General features: G+C 73.1%; 14 protein-coding genes. 11 read left to right on the top strand and 3 right to left on the bottom strand.

The features are described from left to right. Positions 1-139: 139 nt before the first annotated feature. The 6 genes from DRB89_RS21535 to DRB89_RS21505 all read left to right on the top strand — a co-directional run bounded on the left by DRB89_RS21535 (position 140) and on the right by DRB89_RS21505 (position 7,718). Positions 140-1,387, top strand: coding sequence for a prenyltransferase/squalene oxidase repeat-containing protein (locus DRB89_RS21535; RefSeq protein WP_112451038.1), 1,248 nt, complete (start codon positions 140-142; stop codon positions 1,385-1,387). Then, on the top strand, positions 1,387-2,052 hold the full coding sequence (locus tag DRB89_RS21530) for an SCO2322 family protein (protein WP_112451037.1): 666 nt from the start codon (positions 1,387-1,389) through the stop codon (positions 2,050-2,052). The genes DRB89_RS21535 and DRB89_RS21530 overlap by 1 nt, the downstream gene beginning before the upstream one ends. Positions 2,053-2,141: 89 nt before the next feature. After that, positions 2,142-3,527, top strand: coding sequence for an energy-coupling factor transporter transmembrane protein EcfT (locus tag DRB89_RS21525; protein ID WP_275432029.1), 1,386 nt, complete (start codon positions 2,142-2,144; stop codon positions 3,525-3,527). Next, a complete protein-coding gene (locus DRB89_RS44730) occupies positions 3,524-5,413 on the top strand; it encodes an aliphatic sulfonate ABC transporter substrate-binding protein (RefSeq protein ID WP_239516274.1) in 1,890 nt (629 codons plus the stop codon). The genes DRB89_RS21525 and DRB89_RS44730 overlap by 4 nt, the downstream gene beginning before the upstream one ends. Beyond that, positions 5,413-6,507, top strand: a complete 1,095-nt coding sequence (locus DRB89_RS21510) for an LLM class flavin-dependent oxidoreductase (RefSeq protein ID WP_112449837.1) — start codon at positions 5,413-5,415, stop codon at positions 6,505-6,507. Before DRB89_RS44730 ends, DRB89_RS21510 begins: the two co-directional genes overlap by 1 nt. A gap of 143 nt (positions 6,508-6,650) precedes the next feature. Further along, the gene (locus DRB89_RS21505) at positions 6,651-7,718 is read left to right on the top strand and encodes an NAD(P)-binding domain-containing protein (protein ID WP_112453603.1); all 1,068 of its coding nucleotides are present in this window, start codon (positions 6,651-6,653) and stop codon (positions 7,716-7,718) included. A 59-nt stretch (positions 7,719-7,777) separates the two neighbouring features. Here the strand turns inward: DRB89_RS21505 and mltG are convergent, their stop codons facing one another. Together mltG and DRB89_RS21495 are read right to left on the bottom strand one after the other, a co-directional pair. Further along, positions 7,778-8,617 (bottom strand): endolytic transglycosylase MltG, encoded by an 840-nt coding sequence (mltG, locus tag DRB89_RS21500; protein ID WP_112449838.1) that lies wholly within the window; start codon positions 8,615-8,617, stop codon positions 7,778-7,780. A gap of 63 nt (positions 8,618-8,680) precedes the next feature. Next, positions 8,681-10,630, bottom strand: a complete 1,950-nt coding sequence (locus DRB89_RS21495; protein ID WP_239516273.1) for an ABC transporter ATP-binding protein — start codon at positions 10,628-10,630, stop codon at positions 8,681-8,683. A 107-nt stretch (positions 10,631-10,737) separates the two neighbouring features. Here DRB89_RS21495 and DRB89_RS21490 point away from each other — a divergent pair, with 107 nt between their 5' ends. From DRB89_RS21490 to DRB89_RS21475, 4 genes are all read left to right on the top strand, one after another. Beyond that, complete coding sequence (locus DRB89_RS21490) at positions 10,738-11,199, top strand: MarR family transcriptional regulator (RefSeq protein ID WP_112449839.1); 462 nt, start codon at positions 10,738-10,740, stop codon at positions 11,197-11,199. Positions 11,200-11,294: 95 nt separating this feature from the next. Beyond that, positions 11,295-14,231 (top strand): FAD-binding and (Fe-S)-binding domain-containing protein, encoded by a 2,937-nt coding sequence (locus DRB89_RS21485; protein ID WP_112449840.1) that lies wholly within the window; start codon positions 11,295-11,297, stop codon positions 14,229-14,231. Positions 14,232-14,343: 112 nt separating this feature from the next. After that, positions 14,344-16,191, top strand: a complete 1,848-nt coding sequence (locus DRB89_RS21480) for an ABC transporter ATP-binding protein (protein ID WP_112449841.1) — start codon at positions 14,344-14,346, stop codon at positions 16,189-16,191. After that, positions 16,188-17,969: an ABC transporter ATP-binding protein gene (locus DRB89_RS21475; protein WP_112449842.1), complete on the top strand. Its 1,782-nt coding sequence runs from the start codon at positions 16,188-16,190 to the stop codon at positions 17,967-17,969. Before DRB89_RS21480 ends, DRB89_RS21475 begins: the two co-directional genes overlap by 4 nt. Before the next feature lie 129 nt (positions 17,970-18,098). On the opposite strand, the gene DRB89_RS21470 is transcribed toward DRB89_RS21475, so the two are convergent. After that, positions 18,099-18,890, bottom strand: a complete 792-nt coding sequence (locus tag DRB89_RS21470) for a metal-dependent hydrolase (RefSeq protein WP_112449843.1) — start codon at positions 18,888-18,890, stop codon at positions 18,099-18,101. Between the two features lie 145 nt (positions 18,891-19,035). Here DRB89_RS21470 and DRB89_RS21465 point away from each other — a divergent pair, with 145 nt between their 5' ends. Next, the gene (locus DRB89_RS21465; protein ID WP_112449844.1) at positions 19,036-21,558 is read left to right on the top strand and encodes a DEAD/DEAH box helicase; all 2,523 of its coding nucleotides are present in this window, start codon (positions 19,036-19,038) and stop codon (positions 21,556-21,558) included. Positions 21,559-21,584 lie beyond the last annotated feature (26 nt).

The raw sequence follows: 21,584 nt of genomic DNA, 5'->3' as shown, positions 1-21,584 counted from the left end.
CGTACCGGAGGTGCGCGGCTCGTGCCGCCGGGCCTTCCGGCGGCCGGCACCGTCGAGGTAAACGGAGCCGGAGCCCGGTGCCAGCCCCCGCTGTGCTGCCTGTCTCCGGGTCCCCAGCACGAGAGGCACCCGCCCCGCCATGAACGTCCGCCGCAGCGCCGCCGCGCTCGCCGCCTCCGCCGTGCTCTGCGTGGCCGCCGCCCCCGCGGCATTCGCCGACGTCGCCACGCCCTCGCCGGTGCCCGCCATCCCCTCCGGCCTCTTCGGCAAGAACGACCCGACGTACGACGGGGTGTGGCGCCAGTCGTTCGCGCTCCTCGCGCAGCACACGGCCGGTCTCAAGCCCTCCGCGCAGGCCGTCGACTGGCTCGTCGGCCAGCAGTGCGCCGACGGCTCCTTCCCCGCCTTCCGCCCCGACACCGCCAAGGCCTGCGACGCCTCGGCGTTCATCGACTCCAACGCCGCCTCGGTCGCCGTGCAGGCACTGGCCGCGGTCGGCGGCCACACCGACACGGTGAAGAAGACGGTCGGCTGGCTGAAGTCCGTCCAGAACGAGGACGGCGGCTGGAGCAGCAACCCCGGCGGCCCCATGGACGGCGGTACGGACTCCAACTCGACCGCCCTCGTGATCCGGGCCCTGGAGGCGGCCGGCGAGAAGCCGGCCGAGGTCAAGTCGAAGGCGGGCAAGTCTCCGTACGAGGCCCTCCTCACCTTCCAGCTGGGCTGCTCGGCCGAGCCGGCCGCCGACCGGGGCGCCTTCGCGTTCCAGCCGGCCGGCGGCAAGCTGTCCGCCAGCGCCGACGCGACGGCCGCCGCCGTCCTGGCCGGACTCGGCACGGGCCCGGTCGTCACCCCTTCCGCCACGGACACCCCCGCGGCCCCGCTGACCTGCCCGGCGACCGCCGGTGACGCGGCGGCGGCGGCCCGGGGCGGCGCCGGTTACCTGGCGGAGGTCCTGAAGAAGGACGGCCACCTCACCGCCCTCACCCCCGGTGCCGACCAGTCGACCGCGGACACCGGCAACACCGCCGACGCGGTGATCGCCCTGGCCGCGGCCGGGCACAAGCAGTCGGCGGCGGGCGCGCTGGAGTGGCTGAAGGGCAACTCGGCCGAGTGGGCCAAGGGCAACCCGGCCGGCCTCGCCACCCTGGTCCTGGCCGCGCACGCGACGGGCACCGACCCGAAGTCCTTCGGCGGCACCGACCTGGTCGCGGCACTGAACGCCACGGGCCCGGCGCCGGAGCAGGCGGCGGGCAAGAAGGAAGAGAAGGAAGACGAGAAGGACTCCGGCGGCAGCAACGTCTGGTGGATGGTCCTCGCGGGTGCGGCGGCCGGCATGGGCGTCGGCATCGTGCTGAGCGGCCGCCGGAAGCGGAACCAGCTCTGATGCGCGGCAGCCGCCTGACCCTGCCCTCGCTCGTCGTCGGCATCGTCCTGACCCTGCTGGCCGCGTCCCCCGCCCTGGCCTCGACCTACCGCTACTGGTCGTTCTGGGACGGCGCGGGCGGAACGTGGGCGTACGCCACCCAGGGCCCCTCGTCGGCACGCCCGGCGGACGGCTCCGTGCAGGGCTTCCACTACGTGGTGAGCAAGGACGCGGCCGACCAGGCCGCCCCGCCGCGCGCGGACGCCGATTTCGCGGCCGTCTGCGCGGGCACCGCCCCGGTGGCGGGCAAGAAGCGGATCGCCCTGGTCATCGACTTCGGCACGGCCGCGGAGGCCCAGGCGGGCGACACCCCGCCGCAGGACGCTCCGCGGACGGCGTGCGCGCAGGTCGGCCCGGACGCCACGGCGGCCGAGGCACTGGCGGAGGTGGCGAAGCCGCTGCGCTACAACAGCGCGGCGCTGCTGTGCGCGGTCTCGGGCTACCCGAAGCAGGGCTGCGGCGAGCCGGTCGCGGACACCGCCCCCGCCCCGGCGAAATCCGGCGACGCGGGTGGCTCCGGCGACTCCGGCGGCGGCCCGTCGGCGGGCCTCCTCGCGGGCATCGCGGCGGTGGCCGCCCTGGGCGCGGCCGCCGTCTGGCAGTCCCGCCGCCGCCGGACCCGATGACCCCGGACCCCGCCGAAGACCGGCCGGAGCCGGCCGGCTCTCCCCGGCCCGACGCGGGGATCCCCGACGCGGGGATGCCTGACGCGGGGATGCCTGACGCGGGGATCCCCGGCTCCGGGCCCGCGGGGGCCGGAAACGGCGGGGCGGACGCCGACGACTCCCGGCCGCCCACCAGGGCCACCCGCACGGGTGGTGCGGGTGGGAACCCGGCCCGGCCGCAGGCCGGGCGCACCGAACACGGCGCGGCACGCACCACCCGCACCCACCACGGAGCCGCACGCGACGTCCCGGCCCCGACCGGGCCGGAGGCCACCGAGCGGGCAACCGGGGGCCCGCGCGTGCCGACGTACAAGAAGGGGGGCAGGCCCTGGCAGGCCCCCGAGTCCACGCGTGCCAACGCCCTGCACGCGGGTGCCTGGTGGATCTGGGCCCTCGGGCTCGCCACCGCCGCCTCCCGCACCACCAACCCGCTGCTCCTCGGGCTGATCATCAGTGTCGCCGGGTACGTCGTCGCCGCGCGCCGCACCGACGCCCCCTGGGCCCGTTCCTACGGCGCCTTCGTCAAGCTCGGCCTCTTCGTCATCGGCCTGCGCCTCCTGTTCTCCATGCTGCTCGGCTCCCCCATCCCCGGCGCGCACACCCTCTTCACCCTCCCCGAGGTCCCGCTGCCCGCCTGGGCCCAGGGCATCCGGATCGGCGGCCGCGTCACCGCCGAGCAGCTGGTCTTCGCCTTCTACGACGGCATGAAGCTGGCCACGCTCCTGATCTGCGTCGGCGCCGCCAATGCCCTCGCCAACCCGGCGCGGCTGCTGAAGTCGCTGCCCGCCGCCCTGTACGAGGTCGGGGTCGCCGTGGTCGTCGCGATGACGTTCGCGCCGAACATGGTCGCGGACGTCGTGCGCCTGCGCACCGCCCGCCGCCTGCGCGGACGCCCCACCGGCGGGGTCCGGGCCGTCCTCCAGATCGGCCTGCCGGTCCTGGAGGGCGCGCTGGAACGCTCCGTCGCCATCGCCGCCTCCATGGACGCCCGCGGCTACGGCCGCACGGCGCGGGTGCCGGCCGCCGTCCGCCACACCACCAACGTCCTCACCCTCGGCGGCCTCCTCGGCATGTGCGCGGGCACGTACGGGCTGCTGGCCGCGGAGGGCGCCGCGTACGGCCTGCCGGTCCTCCTCATCGGCCTCGCCCTGGCCCTCGCGGGCCTCCGCCTCGGCGGGCGCCGCTCCCTGCGGACCCGGTACCGGCCCGACCGGTGGGGGGCGCGGGCCTGGCTCGTCGCCGGGTCGGGCGCGGCGGTCGCGGCGCTGCTGATCCGGGCCGCGTCCCTGGACCCGGAGGGGCTGCGGCCGGGTGTCGTCCCGCTCGTCGCCCCCGGCCTCCCGCTCTGGCCGGCCGCGGCGGTCCTGATCGGCCTGCTCCCCGCCTTCGTGGCACCGGCACCACCCGCAGCACCACCAAAGGAAGCATCAAAGTGATCCGTTTCGACGAGGTGTCGGTGACGTACGAGGGCGCGCCCGCGCCTTCCCTCGTGGACGCGGACTTCACCCTCCCGGAGGGTGAGCTGACCCTCCTGGTCGGGCCGTCGGGCGTCGGCAAGTCCACCCTCCTCGGGGCGGTGTCGGGCCTGGTCCCGCACTTCACGGGCGGGCGGCTGCGGGGCCGGGTCACGGTCGCGGGCCGTGACACCCGTACGCACCGGCCGCGCGAGCTCGCGGACGTGGTCGGCACGGTCGGCCAGGACCCGCGGGCGCACTTCGTGACGGACGTGGTGGAGGACGAGCTCGCCTACGGCATGGAATCGCTGGGCCTGCCGGCGGCGGTCATGCGCCGCCGGGTCGAGGAGACCCTGGACCTGCTGGGCCTGAACGAACTCCGCGACCGCCCCATCGCCACCCTCTCGGGCGGCCAGCAGCAGCGGGTCGCGATCGGCTCGGTCCTGACACCGCACCCCCGGGTCCTGGTCCTGGACGAGCCGACGTCGGCACTGGACCCGGCGGCGGCGGAGGAGGTCCTGGCGGTCCTCCAACGCCTGGTCCACGACCTGGGCACCACGGTCCTGATGGCGGAGCACCGCCTGGAGCGGGTGGTTCAGTACGCCGACCAGGTCCTGCTCCTCCCCTCCCCGGGCAAGCCCGCGATCCTCGGCTCCCCGTCCCAGATCATGGCCGTCTCCCCGGTCCACCCCCCGGTCGTCGCCCTGGGCCGCCTGGCCGGCTGGTCCCCCCTCGCCCTGCCCCACCGTTCCCCGCTCCTCCCGCGCCCTTGCACTCCGCTTCCCCTGCCCTGGTTCCCGTACGAGAGATCGAAGACGAACGCCATGAGACGTCACCACGCCCTGCCCCTGCTGGCCTCGCTGATTCCGCTGTCGCTGGTCCTGACCGCCTGCGGCGGCAGTTCTGCCGCCGACACCGGGGCCGGTTCCAAGGACGGCGCCAAGAGCGCCGCGAAGATCACACTCAACGTGGGTGACCAGAAGGGCGGTTCCGAATCGCTGCTGCGGGCCGCCGGCGAGCTGGACGAGCTCGGCTACGAGATCAAGTGGTCCACGTTCACGTCCGGACCGCCGCTGCTGGAGGCCGTCAACGCCAAGGCCGTCGACATCGGCAGCGTCGGCAACACCCCGCCCGTCTTCGCCGCCGCGGCCAAGTCGAAGATCACGGTGGTGGGTGCCACGCACGGTTCCTCCTCCGGCGAGGCGATCCTGGTGCCCAAGGACTCCCCCCTCCAGACCCCCGCCGAGCTGCGCGGCAAGAAGGTCGCGGTGGCGCAGGGCAGTTCGGCCCACTTCCAGCTGATCGCCAGCCTCCAGCAGGCCGGTCTGGCCCCGACCGACGTACAGATCACCCTGCTCCAGCCGGCCGACGCGCTGGCCGCCTTCAACAGCGGCAAGGTCGACGCCTGGGCCGTGTGGGACCCGTACACCTCGCAGGTGCTGCGTTCCGGCGCCCGCGTCCTGACCAGCGGCGAGGGGATCGTCAACGGGCTCGGCTTCCAGGTGGCGGCGCCCTCCGCGCTTGCGGACGAGGCGAAGTCCAAGGCCATCGGGGACCTCCTCGTGCGCCTCCAGCGCGCCCAGGAGTGGGTGTTCAAGCACCCGGAGGAGTGGGCCAAGGTCTGGTCGAAGGAGACCGGGCTGCCGTACGAGGTGGCTTTCGACGCGGTCAAGCGCAGCAACGGCACCCGGATCCCGGTCGCCATCGACGACGCGGCCGTCGCCTCGGAGCAGAAGATCGCCGACACCTTCACGGAGCTGAAGCTGATCCCGGGCAAGGTCGCCTTCAAGGACTTCGTCGACACCCGCTTCAACCGGGACCTGCCGCCCTCCACCACCCCCGCCCGCACGTACGGGAAGGAATCCTGATGACGGTACGACTGCACTGGTTCCTGCCGACCGGCGGCGACGGCCGCACCCTGGTCGACCGGCACGCCTACGCCGCCAACCACGCGGCGTCCGGGGTGCGCGAGCCCGACATCGAGTACCTCGCGCAGATCGCGAAGGCCGCCGAGCGGCTCGGCTTCGAGGCGGTGCTGACCCCGACCGGGACCTGGTGCGAGGACGCCTGGCTGACGACGGTTGCGCTCGCCCAGCACACCGAGCGGCTCAAGTTCCTGGTGGCCTTCCGGCCCGGGGTCATCTCGCCGACGCTGGCCGCGCAGATGGCGGCGACGTACCAGCGGATCACGCGCGGCCGACTGCTGCTCAACGTGGTGACGGGAGGCGACTCGGCGGAGCAGCGCCGCTTCGGGGACCACCTCGACCACGACCGGCGCTACGAGCGCACCGCCGAGTTCCTCGCGGTCGTACGGGGCGTCTGGGGCGAGCAGCCCTTCGACTTCCACGGCGAGCACTACCGGGTCGACGGCGGGCTCACGGCGGTGCCGCCGGACCCGCTGCCGGAGATCTTCTTCGGCGGGTCCTCGGCCGCGGCGGGCCCCGTGGCCGCCGAGCACGCGGACGTGTACCTGACGTGGGGCGAGCGGCCGCAGGAGGTGAAGGATAAGGTCGACTGGATCCGCTCGCTGGCCGAGGAGCGGGGGCGGACGGTCACGTTCGGCATCCGCCTCCACACCATCTCGCGGGATTCGGCGAAGGAGGCCTGGAGCGCGGCGGACCGGCTCCTCGCGGACCTGGACGACGCGTCCATCGCCACGGCGCAGTCGCTGCTGGGGGCGAGCGAGTCGGTGGGCCAGCAGCGGATGCTCGCCCTGCACGGCGGCTCGCGCGACAAGCTGGAGATCTCCCCCAACCTGTGGGCGGGTGTCGGCTTGGTGCGCGGTGGCGCGGGTACGGCGCTGGTCGGCAGCCACGGGGACGTGGCGGACCGGATCGAGGAGTACCACGCGCTCGGGATCGAGCACTTCGTGCTGTCGGGCTATCCGCACCTGGAGGAGGCGTACTGGTTCGGCGAGGGGGTGACCCCGGAGCTCGCGGCGCGCGGCCTGCTCGCGCCCTGACCCCGGAACCGGCGGGTGTCCCCGGTCCCGGGAAGATCTCGACGCCACCGCCAGTTGGTAGAACCGTGAACGAATTTGCGGTGCAGGGCGGACCGGCGGACGCGGACATGGGCGTGGGCGCGGACATGGGCGTGGGCGCGGACATGGGCGTGGACGTGGACGTGGTGGTCGTGGGCGCGGGTCAGGCGGGCCTCTCCAGCGCCCACCACCTGGCGCGGGCGGGCATGGGCCACGTGGTCTTGGACCACGCGCCGCGCCCCGGCGGCGCCTGGCAGTTCCGCTGGCCCTCGCTCACCTACGGCAAGGTCCACGGCATGCACGCGCTGCCCGGGATGGAGCTGACCGGAGCCGATCCGCTGCGGCCGTCCTCCGAGGTGGTCTCCGAGTACTTCGCCGCCTACGAGGACCGCTTCGACCTGCGCGTACGCCGCCCCGTGGACGTCACGGCCGTACGCGAGGGGGCGGGCGGCCGGCTGCTGGTGGAGTCACGGTCCGAGACCTGGTCGGCGCGGGCGCTGATCAACGCCACCGGAACCTGGGACCGGCCGTTCTGGCCGCGCCACCCGGGCCAGGAGACCTTCCGCGGCCGCCAGCTGCACACGGCGAACTACCCCGGGCCGCAGGAGTTCGCCGGAGCCCGGGTCGTGGTGGTGGGCGGCGGCACCTCGGCGGTGCAGCACCTGCTGGAGATCGCCGAGGTGGCGGCGGAGACCACCTGGGTCACCCGCCGGCCCCCGGTGTTCCGCGACGGGGACTTCGGCGAGGCCGAGGGCCGCGCGGCAGTGGCCCTGGTGGAGGACCGCGTCCGACGGGGACTGCCTCCGCAGAGCGTGGTCAGCGTCACCGGACTGCCCCTGAACGAGGCGGTCCGGGGCGGACTGGCATCGGGGGTCCTGGAGCGCCGTCCCGCTTTCGACCACCTCACGGCCACCGGGGTCGCCTGGGCGGACGGGAGCCGGGTGGAGGCGGACGTGATCGTCTGGGCCACCGGCTTCCGCCCGGCCATCGACCACCTGGCCCCGCTGCGCCTGCGCGAGCCCGGCGGCGGCATCCGGCTCGACGGCACCCGCGCGGTCCGCGACGAGCGGGTCCACCTGGTCGGCTACGGCCCTTCGGCGTCGACCATCGGCGCCAACCGCGCGGGCGGCGCCGCGGTCCGCGAGATCCACCGCCTCCTCACCCGCACCCCGGCGGCCGTCCGCAAGACTTAGGCCGTCTCTTTCGGATCTTGCCGGGCGTCGCGGGCCCGGCAAGATCCGAAAGAGACGGCCTAAGTCTTGCGGGAGGCGGACCGGAGGCGGTTGAACTCGGCCACGTGGCGCTTGTGTTCCTCGTAGGTCGCCGAGAAGCGGGTGTCCCCCTGCTTCACGGTGACGAAGAAGAGCCAGTCCCCGGGTGTCGGCGCGACCGCCGCCGCCATGGCCTCCAGGCCGGGGCTGTCGATCGGCGTCGGGGGCAGGCCCTGGCGCTCGTACGTGTTGAAGGGGCTGTCGATCTTCGTCTCGCTCAGCTTGGTGTCCACCGTGGCGCGGTTCAGCGCGTAGTTGATGGTGGAGTCCATCTGCAGCGGCATCGACTTCGCCAGCCGGTTGTGCACCACCCGGGCGACCTTGCCCATGTCGGCGCGGGTGTCGGCCTCCGCCTCGATGATGCTGGCGAGGGTGGCCGTCTGGTAGGGGGTCATCCCGTGGGCTCCGGCGCCGTCCGCGACGGCCTTGGTGGCGAGCTTCTCGTTGGCCGTCTCGACCATGTAGGCCAGCAGCGCGGCCGGCGTGGTTTTGGAGGTCACCGGATACGTGGCCGGGAAGAGGTACCCCTCCGGATTGCCCTTCGCCTCGGCCGGCAGGGGCAGTGCGGCCGTCGTTGCGGCCGCCTTGGCGGAGCCGGCCGGGAGCTTCAGCTCGCGGTCGATCGCGGCGTAGACCTGGGGGGCCCGCCAGCCCTCGGGGATCAGCAGCTGGCGCGGTTTCTCGGGCGCTTCCGCGCGGGGCAGCAGGGGAATCAGGACGGCTGCCCCGAGGCCCAGGAGCATGCCGAGGAAGAGCGCCAGCCGACCCCGGCGGGTGAGCCGGGAACGGCGCGGTGACGGCGGCCGGTTCTCATGACGCATACGGGAACGCTAACCCGCGAAGCGGCTCATTTCCGGCATCCAGCCCGTGCGCCGGTCATACGATCACACGTTCACCGGGGTCGGGTCGGCTCCTCGTAGCACCTCGGGCTTGAAGCCCCCGGGCTTGAGGTTCTCCTTCGCGAGCACGAGTCCCTCGGGCTTGAGCGCGGTCTCGGGCTTGAGCGCGGTCTCCGGCTTGAGCGCGGTCTCCCGGTCCCGGCGGACGAGGGCCGCATACCGGCCGTCGGCTGCCAGCAGCTCCTCGTGGGTCCCGCGCTCGGCGATCCGGCCTCCGTCGAGAACCACGATCTGGTCGACGTCGCGGACGGTGGAGAGGCGGTGGGCGATGGTGATGGTGGTGCGCCCCTGGGAGAGGTTGTCGATGGCGCGCTGCACGGCATGCTCGGTACGGGTGTCCAGTGCACTGGTGGCCTCGTCGAGGATCAGGACCGGAGGGTCGCGCAGGATCGTGCGCGCGATGGCCAGGCGCTGCTTCTCGCCGCCGGAGAAGCGGTATCCGCGCTCGCCGACCAGGGTGTCGTACCCGTCGGGCAGGGAGGCGATGTGCTCGTGGATCTGGGCCGCGCGGGCCGCTTCCACCATCTCCTCGTCGGTGGCGTCCGGCTTGGCGAAGCGCAGGTTGTCGGCCACGGAAGCGTGGAAGAGGTAGGTCTCCTGGGATACCACGCCGATGGAGCGGGCCAGCGAGTCGAAGTCGAGGTCGCGGACGTCCACCCCGTCGAGGGCGACCCGGCCGCCGGTGACGTCGTAGAGCCGGGGGACGAGGTAGCTCAGCGTGCTCTTGCCGGATCCGGTCGGGCCCACCACGGCCAGGGAGCCGCCGGCGGGGACGGTGATGTCGATGCCCGTCAGGGTGGGGCCGCTCTTGGCGTCGTACGCGAAGTGCACGTCTTCCAGACGGACCTCCCCCCTCGCGCGGTCGAGGCGGACGGGGTCCTCGCGCTCGGTGATGTCCACCGGCAGGTCGAGGTACTCGAAGATGCGGGCGAACAGGGCGAGGGAAGTCTGTATCTGGACGCCTGTCGACAGCAGGCTCACGGCGGGCCGGAACAGGCCCTGCTGGAGCGAGACGAAGGCGACGAGGGTGCCGACCGACAGCGAGGGCGTGCCGGTCTGCAGGGCCACGCCGGCCGCCCAGTAGATGAGGGCGGGCATGGCGGCCATGACGATGCCGATGGTCGACATCCGCCAGCGGCCGGCCATGCTGGAGCGCACTTCGAGGTCGACGAGCTGCTCGGACTCCTCGGCGAAGGACTTGGTGAGGGAGTCGGCGCGGCCCATCGTGCGGCCGAGCAGGATGCCGCTGACCGACAGGGACTCGGTGACCGTCGCGGCCATCGTGGCCATCTGCTTCTGGCGCTGCGCGGTGATCTTCTTGCGCTCGCGGCCGACCCGGCGGCTGATCCACACGAAGACGGGCAGCAGGAGCAGCGAGATGACCGTCAGCCGCCAGTCCAGCGCGAGCATCGCGACGACGGAGGCGATCACGGCCGTCGCGTTGGAGACGAGGGAGGTCGCCGTGGAGGTGACCGTCGCCTGCATGCCGCCGATGTCGTTGGCGATGCGGGACTGCACCTCGCCGGTGCGCGTGCGGGTGAAGAAGGCCAGGGGCATCCGCTGGAGCTGTGCGTAGACGGCGGTGCGCAGGTCGTGCATGACCCGCTGGCCGACCGTGGTGGATATCAGGGTCTGGAGCACGCCGAAGACGCTGGTGACGACGGCGGTCGCGATCATGCCGAGGGCGAGCAGGCTGAGCAGCCCGGTGCGGCCCTGCGGGATCGCGACGTCCAGGATCGCCTTGAGCAGGAACGGCGAAGCGACGCCGACCAGCGAGGAGGCGGCGACGAGCAGGCCGACGACGGCGAGGCGGCTGCGGTAGGGCCGGAAGAGGCCGACGATGCGGCGCAGCTCACGCGGCCGCTCGGCCGGGGAGGGACCGCTCGGGTCCAGGGATTCCTTCGATGGGGTCCACTCGGGTTCTTTGGGGCGCATGGGCCTCCTTCATGACAGCGGACGAGACTCGCATGAGCATAGCTCATTGTTACCTATACTCACAATGAATCTGGTCCTGATACTGTTCCCATTATGAGGACCGCAGCATGAGCACCGCTTCCGAGACCGACAGCACCGACGGCATCCTGGCCGAGCAGCTGCTGCGCCTGACCCGGCGCCTCCACCGCATCCAGAAACGCCATCTGGAGCCGCTCGGCATCACCCCGGCGCAGTCCCGCCTGCTGCGCACGGTCGCCCACCTCTCCGCCGTGCAGCCGCCCCGGATGGCCGACCTCGCCGCCCGGCTGGAGGTCGTGCCCCGGGCCGTGACCACGCTCGTCGACGGGCTGGAGAGCGCCGACTGCGTGCGCCGCGCGCCGGACCCCGCGAACCGCCGCGTCATAAGGATCGAGCTCACGGACACCGGCCGCGCCACGCTGCGCCGGCTGCGCAACGCGCGAACCGGCGCCGCAGAGGAGATCCTGGCTCCATTGACCGCCGATCAGCGCGAGGTGCTCGGCGGCCTGCTGAACGCTCTGGCGGACGCCCCGGCGGAGCGCGGCTGCTGACCTGGTGCGGAGCCGGCCACGCACGGGCCGGGGCTGCGCCGAACGGGTGAGCGCGCCGGAGCCCGAGCGAGTCCGAGCCCGTCGGAGGGACGCACATGCCGCTGCTGGAACCGAAGCCCGGGGCACTGCGCCCGCGCACCGTCAGCGGCCCCGCCCCCGACCGGGTGCCCGACCGGCGGGCGGGCGGGACCCCCGAGCCCCTGCGCCGGGAGCTGACCGAGCTGCTCGGCGCCGGCAAGGTGCTGGGAGACGTCTCCGACCTGGTCCGCTACGCCTCGGACGCCTCCCCGTACCGGTTCCTGCCCGAGGTCGTCGTGATCGCCGAGGACATCGACGACATCTCCGCCGTCCTGTCCTACGCCCACGGAAAACAGCGCGAGGTGGTCTTCCGCGCCGCCGGCACCTCGCTCAACGGCCAGGCCCAGGGCGAGGACATCCTGGTCGACGTCCGCCGCCACTGGGCCGGCGTCGAGGTCCTGGACGGCGGCCGCCGGGCCCGGATCCAGCCCGGCACCACCGTGCTGCGGGCCAACGCCGCGCTCGCCCGCCACGGCCGCGTGCTCGGCCCCGACCCGGCCAGCGCCATCGCCTGCACCCTCGGCGGAGTCGTCGCGAACAACGCCTCCGGCATGACGGCGGGCACCACGAGGAACTCGTACCGCACCCTGTCCTCGCTCACCTTCGTGCTGCCGAGCGGCACCGTCGTCGACACCGCCGACCCGCTGGCCGACGAGGAGCTGGCGCGGGCCGAGCCCGCCGTGTGCCACGGCCTCATGGAGATCAAGAGGGAGATCGAGGCCGATCCGGAGCTCGTCGCCCGCATCCGGGCCAAGTACGAGATCAAGAACACCACCGGCTACCGCCTGGACGCCTACCTCGACGGCAACACCCCCGTGGAGATCCTGCGCGGGCTGATGGTCGGCTCCGAGGGCACGCTCGGCTTCATCTCCGAAGTCGTCTTCGACACCCTGCCGCTGGACCGCGAGCTCACCAGCGGGCTGCTCTTCTTCCCCTCGCTGCCCGCCGCGGCGGCCGCCGTACCGCTCTTCAACGAGGCGGGGGCGCTGGCCGTCGAGCTGATGGACGGCAACACCCTGCGCGCCTCGGTGAGCGTCGCCGGCGTACCCGCCGACTGGGCCTCGCTGCCCAAGGACACCACCGCCCTGCTGGTGGAGTTCCGCGCGCCCGACGAGGCCGGGCGCGCGGAGTACGAGCGGCGCGCCGCGCGGGTGGCCGCCGGGCTGGACCTGGTGGCGCCGGTGGCCTCGGTGACCAATGCCTTCACCCGCGACGCGAAGACCATCTCCGGCCACTGGAAGGCCCGCAAGGCCTTCGTCACGGCCGTCGGCGGCGCCCGCGCCTCCGGCACCACCCTGATCACCGAGGATTTCGCCGTCCCCCCGTCCCGGCTGGCCGAGGCCTGCGAGGCCCTCCTCGAACTCCAGGCGGAGCACGGGTTCGACGCGGCCGTCGCCGGCCACGCCGCCCACGGCAACCTGCACTTCCTGCTCGCCTTCGACGCCGCCGAACCCGCCGACGTCGCCCGGTACGCCGCCTTCATGGACGCCTTCTGCCGGCTCACCGTGGAGCGCTTCGACGGCTCCCTGAAGGCCGAGCACTCCACCGGCCGCAACATGGCCCCCTTCCTGGAACTGGAGTGGGGGCCCCGGGCCACCGAGCTGATGTGGCGCACCAAGCGGGTCCTCGACCCCGACCTGGTGCTCGCCCCGCGGATCCTCCTCGACCGCGACCCGAAGGCGCACCTGCGCGGCCTGAAGACCATCCCGCGGGTGGAGGCGCTCGCCGACCCCTGCATCGAGTGCGGGTTCTGCGAACCGACCTGCCCCAGCGAGGACCTGACGACCACTCCGCGCCAGCGGATCGTGCTGCGCCGCGAGATGATGCGCCAGCAGCCCGGCTCCCCCGTGCTCGACGGGCTCCTCGGCGCCTACGGATACGACGCCGTGGACACCTGCGCCGGCGACTCCACCTGCAAGCTCGCCTGCCCCGTCGGCATCGACACCGGCGCCCTCATGAAGGAATTCCGCCACCGCCGGCACAGCCCGCGCGAGGAGCGTGCCGCGGAGCTCGCCGCCCGGCGGTTCCGGACGGTCGAAGCGGCCGCGCGGCTGGCCGTGGCCGCCGCCGACAAGATCACCGACACCGTCGGGGACCGCGTGCTGGAGGCCCTGACGGGAGCCGCGCGCAAGGCCGTACGACCGGACCTGGTCCCGGAGTGGCTGCCGCAGATCCCCGGCGCCGCGGCCCGCAGGCTCCCCGTGACCCGGCGGGTGGGCGCCGCGGCCGTGTACTACCCGGCCTGCGTCAACCGGATCTTCGGCGGACCCGACGGCATGGCCGGCCCCTCCCTGCCGGAGGCCGTGGTCGCGGTGTCGGAGCGGGCCGGGAAGCCGGTGTGGATCCCCCGGGACGTGACCGGCACCTGCTGCGCGACGATCTGGCACTCCAAGGGCTACGACGCGGGCAACCGCGTGATGGCCAACCGGATCGTGGCGGCAGCCTGGGGCTGGACGGCCGGCGGCCGGCTCCCGCTCGTGGTCGACGCGTCCTCCTGCACCCTGGGCATCGCCCACGAGGTGGTCCTCTACCTGACCGACGACAACCGGGCGCTCCACGCCGAGCTGCGGATCGTCGACTCCATCGTCTGGGCCGCCGAGGAGCTGCTGCCGCGCCTGGAGATCCGGCGCACGGTCGGCTCGGCGGTCCTCCACCCCACCTGCTCGATGCGGCACTTGGACGACGAGGGCAGCCTGCGGGCCGTGGCCGAGGCCTGCGCGGACGAGGTGGTGGTCCCGTACGACGCGGGGTGCTGCGCCTTCGCGGGCGACCGCGGCATGCTGCACCCGGAGCTGACGCGATCGGCGACGGCGCGCGAGGCGGCCGAGGTGACGGCGCGATGGTTCGACGCGCACCTGTCGGCGAACCGGATGTGCGAGGTGGGCATGGACCGGGCCACCGGTCGCAGCTACTACTCGGCGCTGCTGGAGCTGGAGCGCGCCACCCGCCCCTGACGCCCCAGGTCTTCACGCGGAAGGCTTCGGCCAACGGAAAATCGATTGCCCTGGACCGGTCCGGAACGCGAACCTTGCACGGTTTGGACCACTCGACGAGTCATGGGGCGTCATGCAGATCAGCGATCTTCCGTATCCGGACCCAGGGGTACCCGACGCTCGCTCCGGCCCCCGCTTCCTCTGGTGGCTGGGTCGGGGCCAACTCGGCGGACAGGCCAAAAGCCTGTGCTGGGGGCTCCTCCACTTCGGCGGCATCGCCGGACTGCCGTACGCCGTGGGCCTGGGCATCGACGCCGTCGTGGACCGCGACGGCGACCGGCTGCTCTGGGTCGGCGGCCTGATCGCGCTGCTCGGCGTCGCGATCTCGCTCGGCGACGCGATGCTGCACCGGACCGCCGTCACCAACTGGATCACCGCCGCCGCGCGCGTCCAGCAGCTGCTCGCCCGCAAGACCGCCGAGCTCGGCTCCGCGCTGACCCGGCGGGTCGCGGCGGGCGAGGTGGTGGCGGTCTCCACGGGGGACGTGGAGAAGATCGGCTGGTTCGTCGAGGCCGTCTCGCGCTTCCTGGCCGCCGCCCTGACCCTGGTCCTCGGCTGTGTCGTCCTGCTCTTCTACGCGCCCACGATCGGCGTGGTCGTGGCCCTCGGCATGCCGGTCCTCGCGCTCGCCGTCCTCCCCCTGCTGCCGCGCGCCACCCAGCGCGCCGACGTCCAGCGGGAGAAGGCGGGCCGGGCCACCGAGCTGGCCTCGGACACCGTGGCGGGCCTGCGGGTGCTGCGCGGCATCGGCGGCGAGGAGCTCTTCCTCAGCCGCTACCGCGAGGCCTCGCAGGAGGTCCGCAAGGCGGCCGTGCGCAGTGCCCGGATGTGGGCGCTGATCTCCGCGATCCAGGTGCTGCTGCCGGGCGTGCTGCTGATCACGGTGGTCTGGTACGGGTCCGCGCTCGTCCTGGACGGCCGGCTCGCGGTCGGCGAACTCGTCGCCGCCTTCAGCGCCGTCGCCACCATGCTCTACCCGCTGCGGCACTTCGAGGAGATCGCGATGGCGTACTCCTTCTCGCGGCCCTCCGCCAAGCGGGCCGCCCGGGTGCTGTCGCTGACGCGGACGGACCCGGACACGCATGCGAACACGGACACGGACGCGGACGCGGGCAAGGACGCGGCGGGCTCCGGCTCCGCGCGGCCGCCCGCCCCCGGCGGCGACCTGTACGACCCGGAGACGGGGCTGCTCGTCCCGGCGGGCCGGTTCACGGCCGTGGTGTGCGGGGACCCGGACCTGGCGGGCCGGCTCGCGGAGCGGCTGGGCGGGCATCCGATGGACGCCGCGGCCGGCCCCTCCGTCCTGCTGGGCGGGGTCGCGCTGGACGAGCTCGCGCTCGACACGGCACGCACGCTGGTCCTCGTACAGGACAAGGACCCGGTCCTGCTGTCCGGGACGCTGCGCGAGCTGTTCGACGTACCGGCCTCCGGCGCGGTCGACCCGCGCGAGGCCCTCGCGGCGGCCCAGTGCACGGACGTACTGGACGCCCTGCTGCAGTCCGCCCCCGACGGGGTGGACGACCCGATGGACGCCCGGATCACCGAGCGCGGCCGGTCGCTGTCCGGCGGCCAGCGCCAGCGGCTCGCCCTGGCGCGCTCGCTGGTCACCGACCCCGAGGTGCTGGTGCTGGACGAGCCGACCTCCGCGGTCGACTCGCACACCGAGGCGCGGATCGCGGACGGGATCTCTGACCTGCGCGCCGGGCGCACGACGGTGGTGCTGGCGTCCTCGCCGCTGCTGCTGGACCGCGCCGACCGGGTCGTCCTCGTCCACGAGGGCTCGGTCGTGGCGAGCGGCACCCACCGCGAGCTGTTGCACGGCGATCCGCGCTACCGCGCGGTCGTCACCCGCGAGACCGAGGACGAACAGCGGCTCTCGCACAGGGAATCCGTACTGACAGAGATCGAGGAATCCGCATGATCGGCGTGGCGCCGCCGCAATACGATCCGGCGGCCCCCGAAACGGCAGCGACCCTGCCCGTGGGCACGTCGGCGACCGTACGGGACTACGTGCGCGGCCTGTTCCGCCGCCACCGGCGGGCCTTCGTGGCCCTGGTGGCGGTCAACACGGTCGCGGTGGTCGCCTCCATGGTGGGCCCGTACCTGCTGGGCCAGGTGGTGGACCAGCTCACGGAGGGAGCCCGCGAACTCCATCTGGGGCGCGTGGGGCTGCTGTTCGCGCTGGCACTCGGTGTCCAGACCCTGTTCGTCCGGATGGTCCGGCTGCGCGGGGCGATGCTCGGCGAGGAGATGCTGGCCGACCTGCGCGAGGACTTCCTCGTGCGGTCGGTGGGCCTGCCGCCGGGCGTCCTGGAGCGCGCGGGCACCGGAGACCTGCTCTCGCGGATCACCACCGACATCGACCGGCTGGCCAACGCGATGCGCGAGGCCGTGCCGCAGCTGGCGATCGGCGTGGTCTGGGCGGGGCTGCTCTACGGAGCGCTCGCCGTGACCGCCCCGCCGCTGGCGCTGGCGGCGCTGGTGGCGCTTCCGGTCATGGTGATCGGCTGCCGCTGGTACTTCAAGCGGGCGCCCCGGGCCTACCGTTCGGAGGCCGCCGGCTACGCCGCGGTCGCGGCGGTGCTCACCGAGACGGTGGACGCGGGCCGCACCATCGAGGCGCACCGCCTCGGCGGGCGCCGGATCGAGCTGTCGGACCAGCGGATCAAGGAGTGGACGGCGTGGGAGCGGTACACGCTGTTCCTGCGGACGGTCCTCTTCCCCGTCATCAACGTCACGTACGTGACGATCCTCGGCTCGGTGCTGATGATCGGCGGGTACTGCGTGATCCAGGGCTGGATGTCGGTGGGCCAGCTGACCACCGGCGCGCTGCTCGCGCAGATGATGGTCGACCCGATCGGCCTGATCCTGCGCTGGTACGACGAGTTGCAGATCGCGCAGGTCTCGCTGGCCCGGCTGGTGGGCGTGCGGGAGATCGAGCCGGACGCGGGGGACGCCTCGCTCTCCCCGGACGGCCGCGACGTCCGGGCGGACCAGGTGCACTTCGGCTACCGGGAGGGCGTCGACGTCCTGCACCAGGTGTCGATGTCGGTGCCGCCGGGCACCCGGATGGCCCTGGTCGGGCCCTCGGGCGCGGGCAAGTCGACGCTGGGCCGGCTGCTGGCGGGCATCTACGCGCCCCGGACCGGCGAGATCACCCTCGGTGGGGCGCGCCTGTCGCGGATGCCGGCGGAGCGGGTGCGCCAGCACGTGGCCCTGGTCAACCAGGAGCACCACGTGTTCGTGGGCTCGCTGCGCGACAACCTGCGCCTCGCCCGTTCGGAGGCCGGGGACGAGGAGCTGTGGGAGGCGCTCGGCGCGGTCGACGCGCAGGACTGGGCGCGGGCGCTGGACTCCGGTCTGGACACCGAGGTCGGCTCGGGCGCCGCGGCGCTGACTCCGGCGCAGGCCCAGCAGATCGCGCTGGCCCGGCTGGTGCTGGCGGATCCGCACACCCTGGTGCTGGACGAGGCCACCTCGCTGCTGGACCCGCGCGCGGCCCGGCACCTGGAGCGTTCGCTGGCCCGGGTGCTGGACGGCCGTACGGTGATCGCGATCGCGCACCGGCTGCACACCGCGCACGACGCGGACGTGATCGCGGTGGTCGAGGGCGGGCGGATCAGCGAGCTCGGCTCGCATGACGCCCTGGTCGCGGCGGACGGCGCGTACGCCGCCCTGTGGCGCTCCTGGCACGGGTGACCCGCCCCCGGGTCCTGTGCCGGTGCACGTACGAGGCCCCGTGTTCCCCCGCGACCGCGGGGGAACACGGGGCCTCGATGCGAAAGCCGGAGGAAGCGGAGGAACCGGAGGCCCCTTCCGGTCACAGCACTAGAAGAGGCCGAGGGCCGAGGCTCCGCCGACGCCGCCGAGCAGCATGAACACCGGCATGAGGAGCTTGAGCTCCACCCAGCTGCCGGCGCGGAAGCGCATCATCTTGGGCGGGCCGATCGGGTACCAGCGCTTGCCCGCGATGGGCAGGGGCCACAGGATCGGGCAGCCGGAGACGGTCAGGGCGTCGCCGATGTCGTGGACCAGGGCGCCGAGCACGATCGGCAGGCCGAGCCACAGGTACTCCTGGCCGGGGCCGGTGAAGAGCCAGCCGGAGCCGTTGCCGGGCTGGTCGAGCACCCCGGCCAGTATCCAGGCGCTGGTCGCGCCGAGCAGCCAGACCAGGACGTCGCTGGACATGCGGGCGGCCCGCCACAGCAGGCCTTCGACGGCCAGGACCAGGTGGACGAAGAGCAGTGCGAGCACGCCCCACCGGTCGGCGGTGACGGCGAGCGCGGAGGAGCCCGCGCCGATCAGGACGGCCCAGACCCAGGTGTGGGTCAAGGTGCGGTGGCCGCCGGTGCGGCGGGCGTCGCGCGGGGCCCGGGTGGCCTTGTAGACCCCGTAGGAGATCTTGTCGACCACCTCGCAGAGGCCGCGCGAGAGCGGGCCGAAGGCCCGGGAGATCGTCGCCGACTTGTGGTCGAGGTCGGGGGCGAGTGCGGCTCCGGCGCAGATCAGCGCGCCGACGACGAGGACGGGCCAGGGCATCGGGTGCCCGGAGGCCGCGGCTGCCGCGCCCACCCCCAGCCAGGCCGCTGCCCCGGACAGTGAGTGCGCCGGACCCATCATGGTCGTTCCCCGCCCCGGTGGTGTGCTGGTCGGGCCCTGCCGACGGTGTCGTTCGGGCCGCATCGACGGCACAGCGTACCGTCGATGATCTTCCATCCGTCCGCCGGTTCCCTCATCCGGGGGGAAGCCAGGCAAGATGGGGGGTGTGACCCTCATTGATCAGCTCCCGCCGAACGCCGACCCCGATGCCCTCTTCGAGGCTTTCTCCTCGTGGGCGGAGGACCAGGGCATCACCCTGTACCCGGCGCAGGAGGAAGCGCTGATCGAGGTCGTCTCGGGCGCGAACGTGATCCTGTCCACCCCGACGGGCTCGGGCAAGAGCCTGGTCGCGGCGGGCGCGCACTTCACCGCGCTGGCCCAGGACAAGGTCACCTTCTACACCGCCCCCATCAAGGCGCTGGTCTCCGAGAAGTTCTTCGACCTCTGCAAGCTCTTCGGCACCGAGAACGTCGGCATGCTGACCGGCGACGCCTCGGTGAACTCGGACGCCCCGGTGATCTGCTGCACCGCCGAGGTGCTGGCCTCGATCGCCCTGCGCGACGGCAAGTACGCCGACATCGGCCAGGTCGTGATGGACGAGTTCCACTTCTACGCGGAGGCGGACCGCGGCTGGGCCTGGCAGATCCCGATCCTGGAACTGCCGCAGGCGCAGTTCGTGCTGATGTCCGCGACGCTCGGCGACATGAAGCGGTTCGAGGAGGACCTGACCCGGCGCACCGGCCGGCCCACCACGGTGGTCCGCTCCGCGACCCGGCCCGTCCCGCTGTCGTACGAGTACGTCACGACGCCGATCACCGACACCATCACCGAGCTGCTGGAGACCCGGCAGGCCCCGGTCTACATCGTGCACTTCACGCAGGCGCAGGCCGTCGAGCGGGCACAGTCGCTGATGAGCATCAACATGTGCACCCGCGAGGAGAAGGACAAGATCGCCGAGCTGATCGGCAACTTCCGCTTCACCACCAAGTTCGGCCAGAACCTCTCGCGCTACGTCCGCCACGGCATCGGCGTGCACCACGCGGGCATGCTGCCCAAGTACCGCCGCCTGGTGGAGAAGCTGGCCCAGGCCGGCCTGCTGAAGGTCATCTGCGGCACCGACACCCTCGGCGTCGGCGTCAACGTCCCGATCCGTACGGTGCTGTTCACCGCGCTGACCAAGTACGACGGCACCCGGGTCCGCACGCTGCGCGCCCGCGAGTTCCACCAGATCGCCGGCCGAGCGGGCCGGGCCGGCTTCGACACCGCCGGCTATGTGGTGGCCCAGGCGCCCGAGCACGTGATCGAGAACGAGAAGGCCCTGGCGAAGGCGGGCGACGACCCGAAGAAGCGCCGCAAGGTGGTCCGCAAGAAGGCTCCCGAGGGCTTCGTCGCCTGGTCGGACACCACCTTCGAGAAGCTCATCGGCGCCGACCCGGAGGCGCTGACCTCGCGCTTCAAGGTCACCAACATCATGCTCCTGTCGGTCATCGCCCGGCCCGGCGACGCCTTCAAGGCGATGCGCCACCTGCTCGAGGACAACCACGAGCCGCGCAAGGCCCAGCTGCGCCACATCCGCCGGGCCATCGCCATCTACCGCTCGCTGCTGGACGGCGGTGTCGTCGAGAAGCTCGACACCCCCGACGCCGAGGGCCGCACGATCCGCCTCACCGTCGACCTCCAGCAGGACTTCGCGCTGAACCAGCCGCTGTCCACCTTCGCGCTCGCCTCCTTCGACCTGCTGGACCCGGAGTCCCCCTCCTACGCGCTGGACATGGTCTCGGTCGTCGAGTCCACGCTCGACGACCCGCGCCAGATCCTCGCGGCCCAGCAGAACAAGGAACGCGGGATCATGGTCGGCCAGATGAAGGCCGACGGGATCGAGTACGAGGAGCGGATGGAGCGGCTCCAGGACGTCACCTATCCCAAGCCGCTCGAAGAGCTCCTCCTGCACGCCTACGACGTGTACAGCAAGAGCCACCCGTGGGTCCGCGACCACCCGGTCTCCCCGAAGTCGATCATCCGCGACATGTACGAACGCGCGATGACCTTCACCGAGTTCACCTCCTTCTACGAACTCGCCCGCACCGAGGGCATCGTGCTGCGCTACCTGGCCGGTGCCTTCAAGGCGCTGGACCACACGATCCCCGACGACCTCAAGTCCGAGGACCTCCAGGACCTCATCGCCTGGCTCGGCGAGCTGGTCCGCCAGGTCGACTCCAGCCTGCTCGACGAGTGGGAGCAGCTGGCGAACCCGGAGGTGGAGACGGCGGAGCAGGCCCAGGAGAGGGCCGACCAGGTCAAGCCGGTCACAGCGAACGCCCGCGCCTTCCGCGTCCTGGTCCGCAACGCCATGTTCCGCCGTGTCGAGCTGGCCGCCCTGGACCACGTCAACGTGCTGGGCGAGCTGGACGGGGACTCCGGCTGGGACGCCGACGCCTGGGGCGAAGCGCTGGACGGCTATTGGGACGAGTACGACGACCTGGGCACCGGCCCCGACGCGCGCGGCCCCAAGCTGCTCCAGATCGAGGAGGATGCGGCGCACGGCCTGTGGCGCGTCCGCCAGACCTTCGCGGACCCCAACGGGGACCATGGCTGGGGCATCAGCGCCGAGGTCGACCTGGCCGCCTCCGACGAGGAGGCCCGGGCCGTCATCCGCGTCACCTCGGTGGGCGAGCTCGGCCAGCTCTGACCTCCCCCGGACCCCGTCCGGGCGGG

The organism is Streptomyces sp. ICC4, assembly GCF_003287915.1.
GTDB lineage: Bacteria > Actinomycetota > Actinomycetes > Streptomycetales > Streptomycetaceae > Streptomyces > Streptomyces tritrimontium.
Note: the sequence above shows the minus strand (reverse complement) of the source record. Positions and strands in the feature narration are given on the sequence as shown.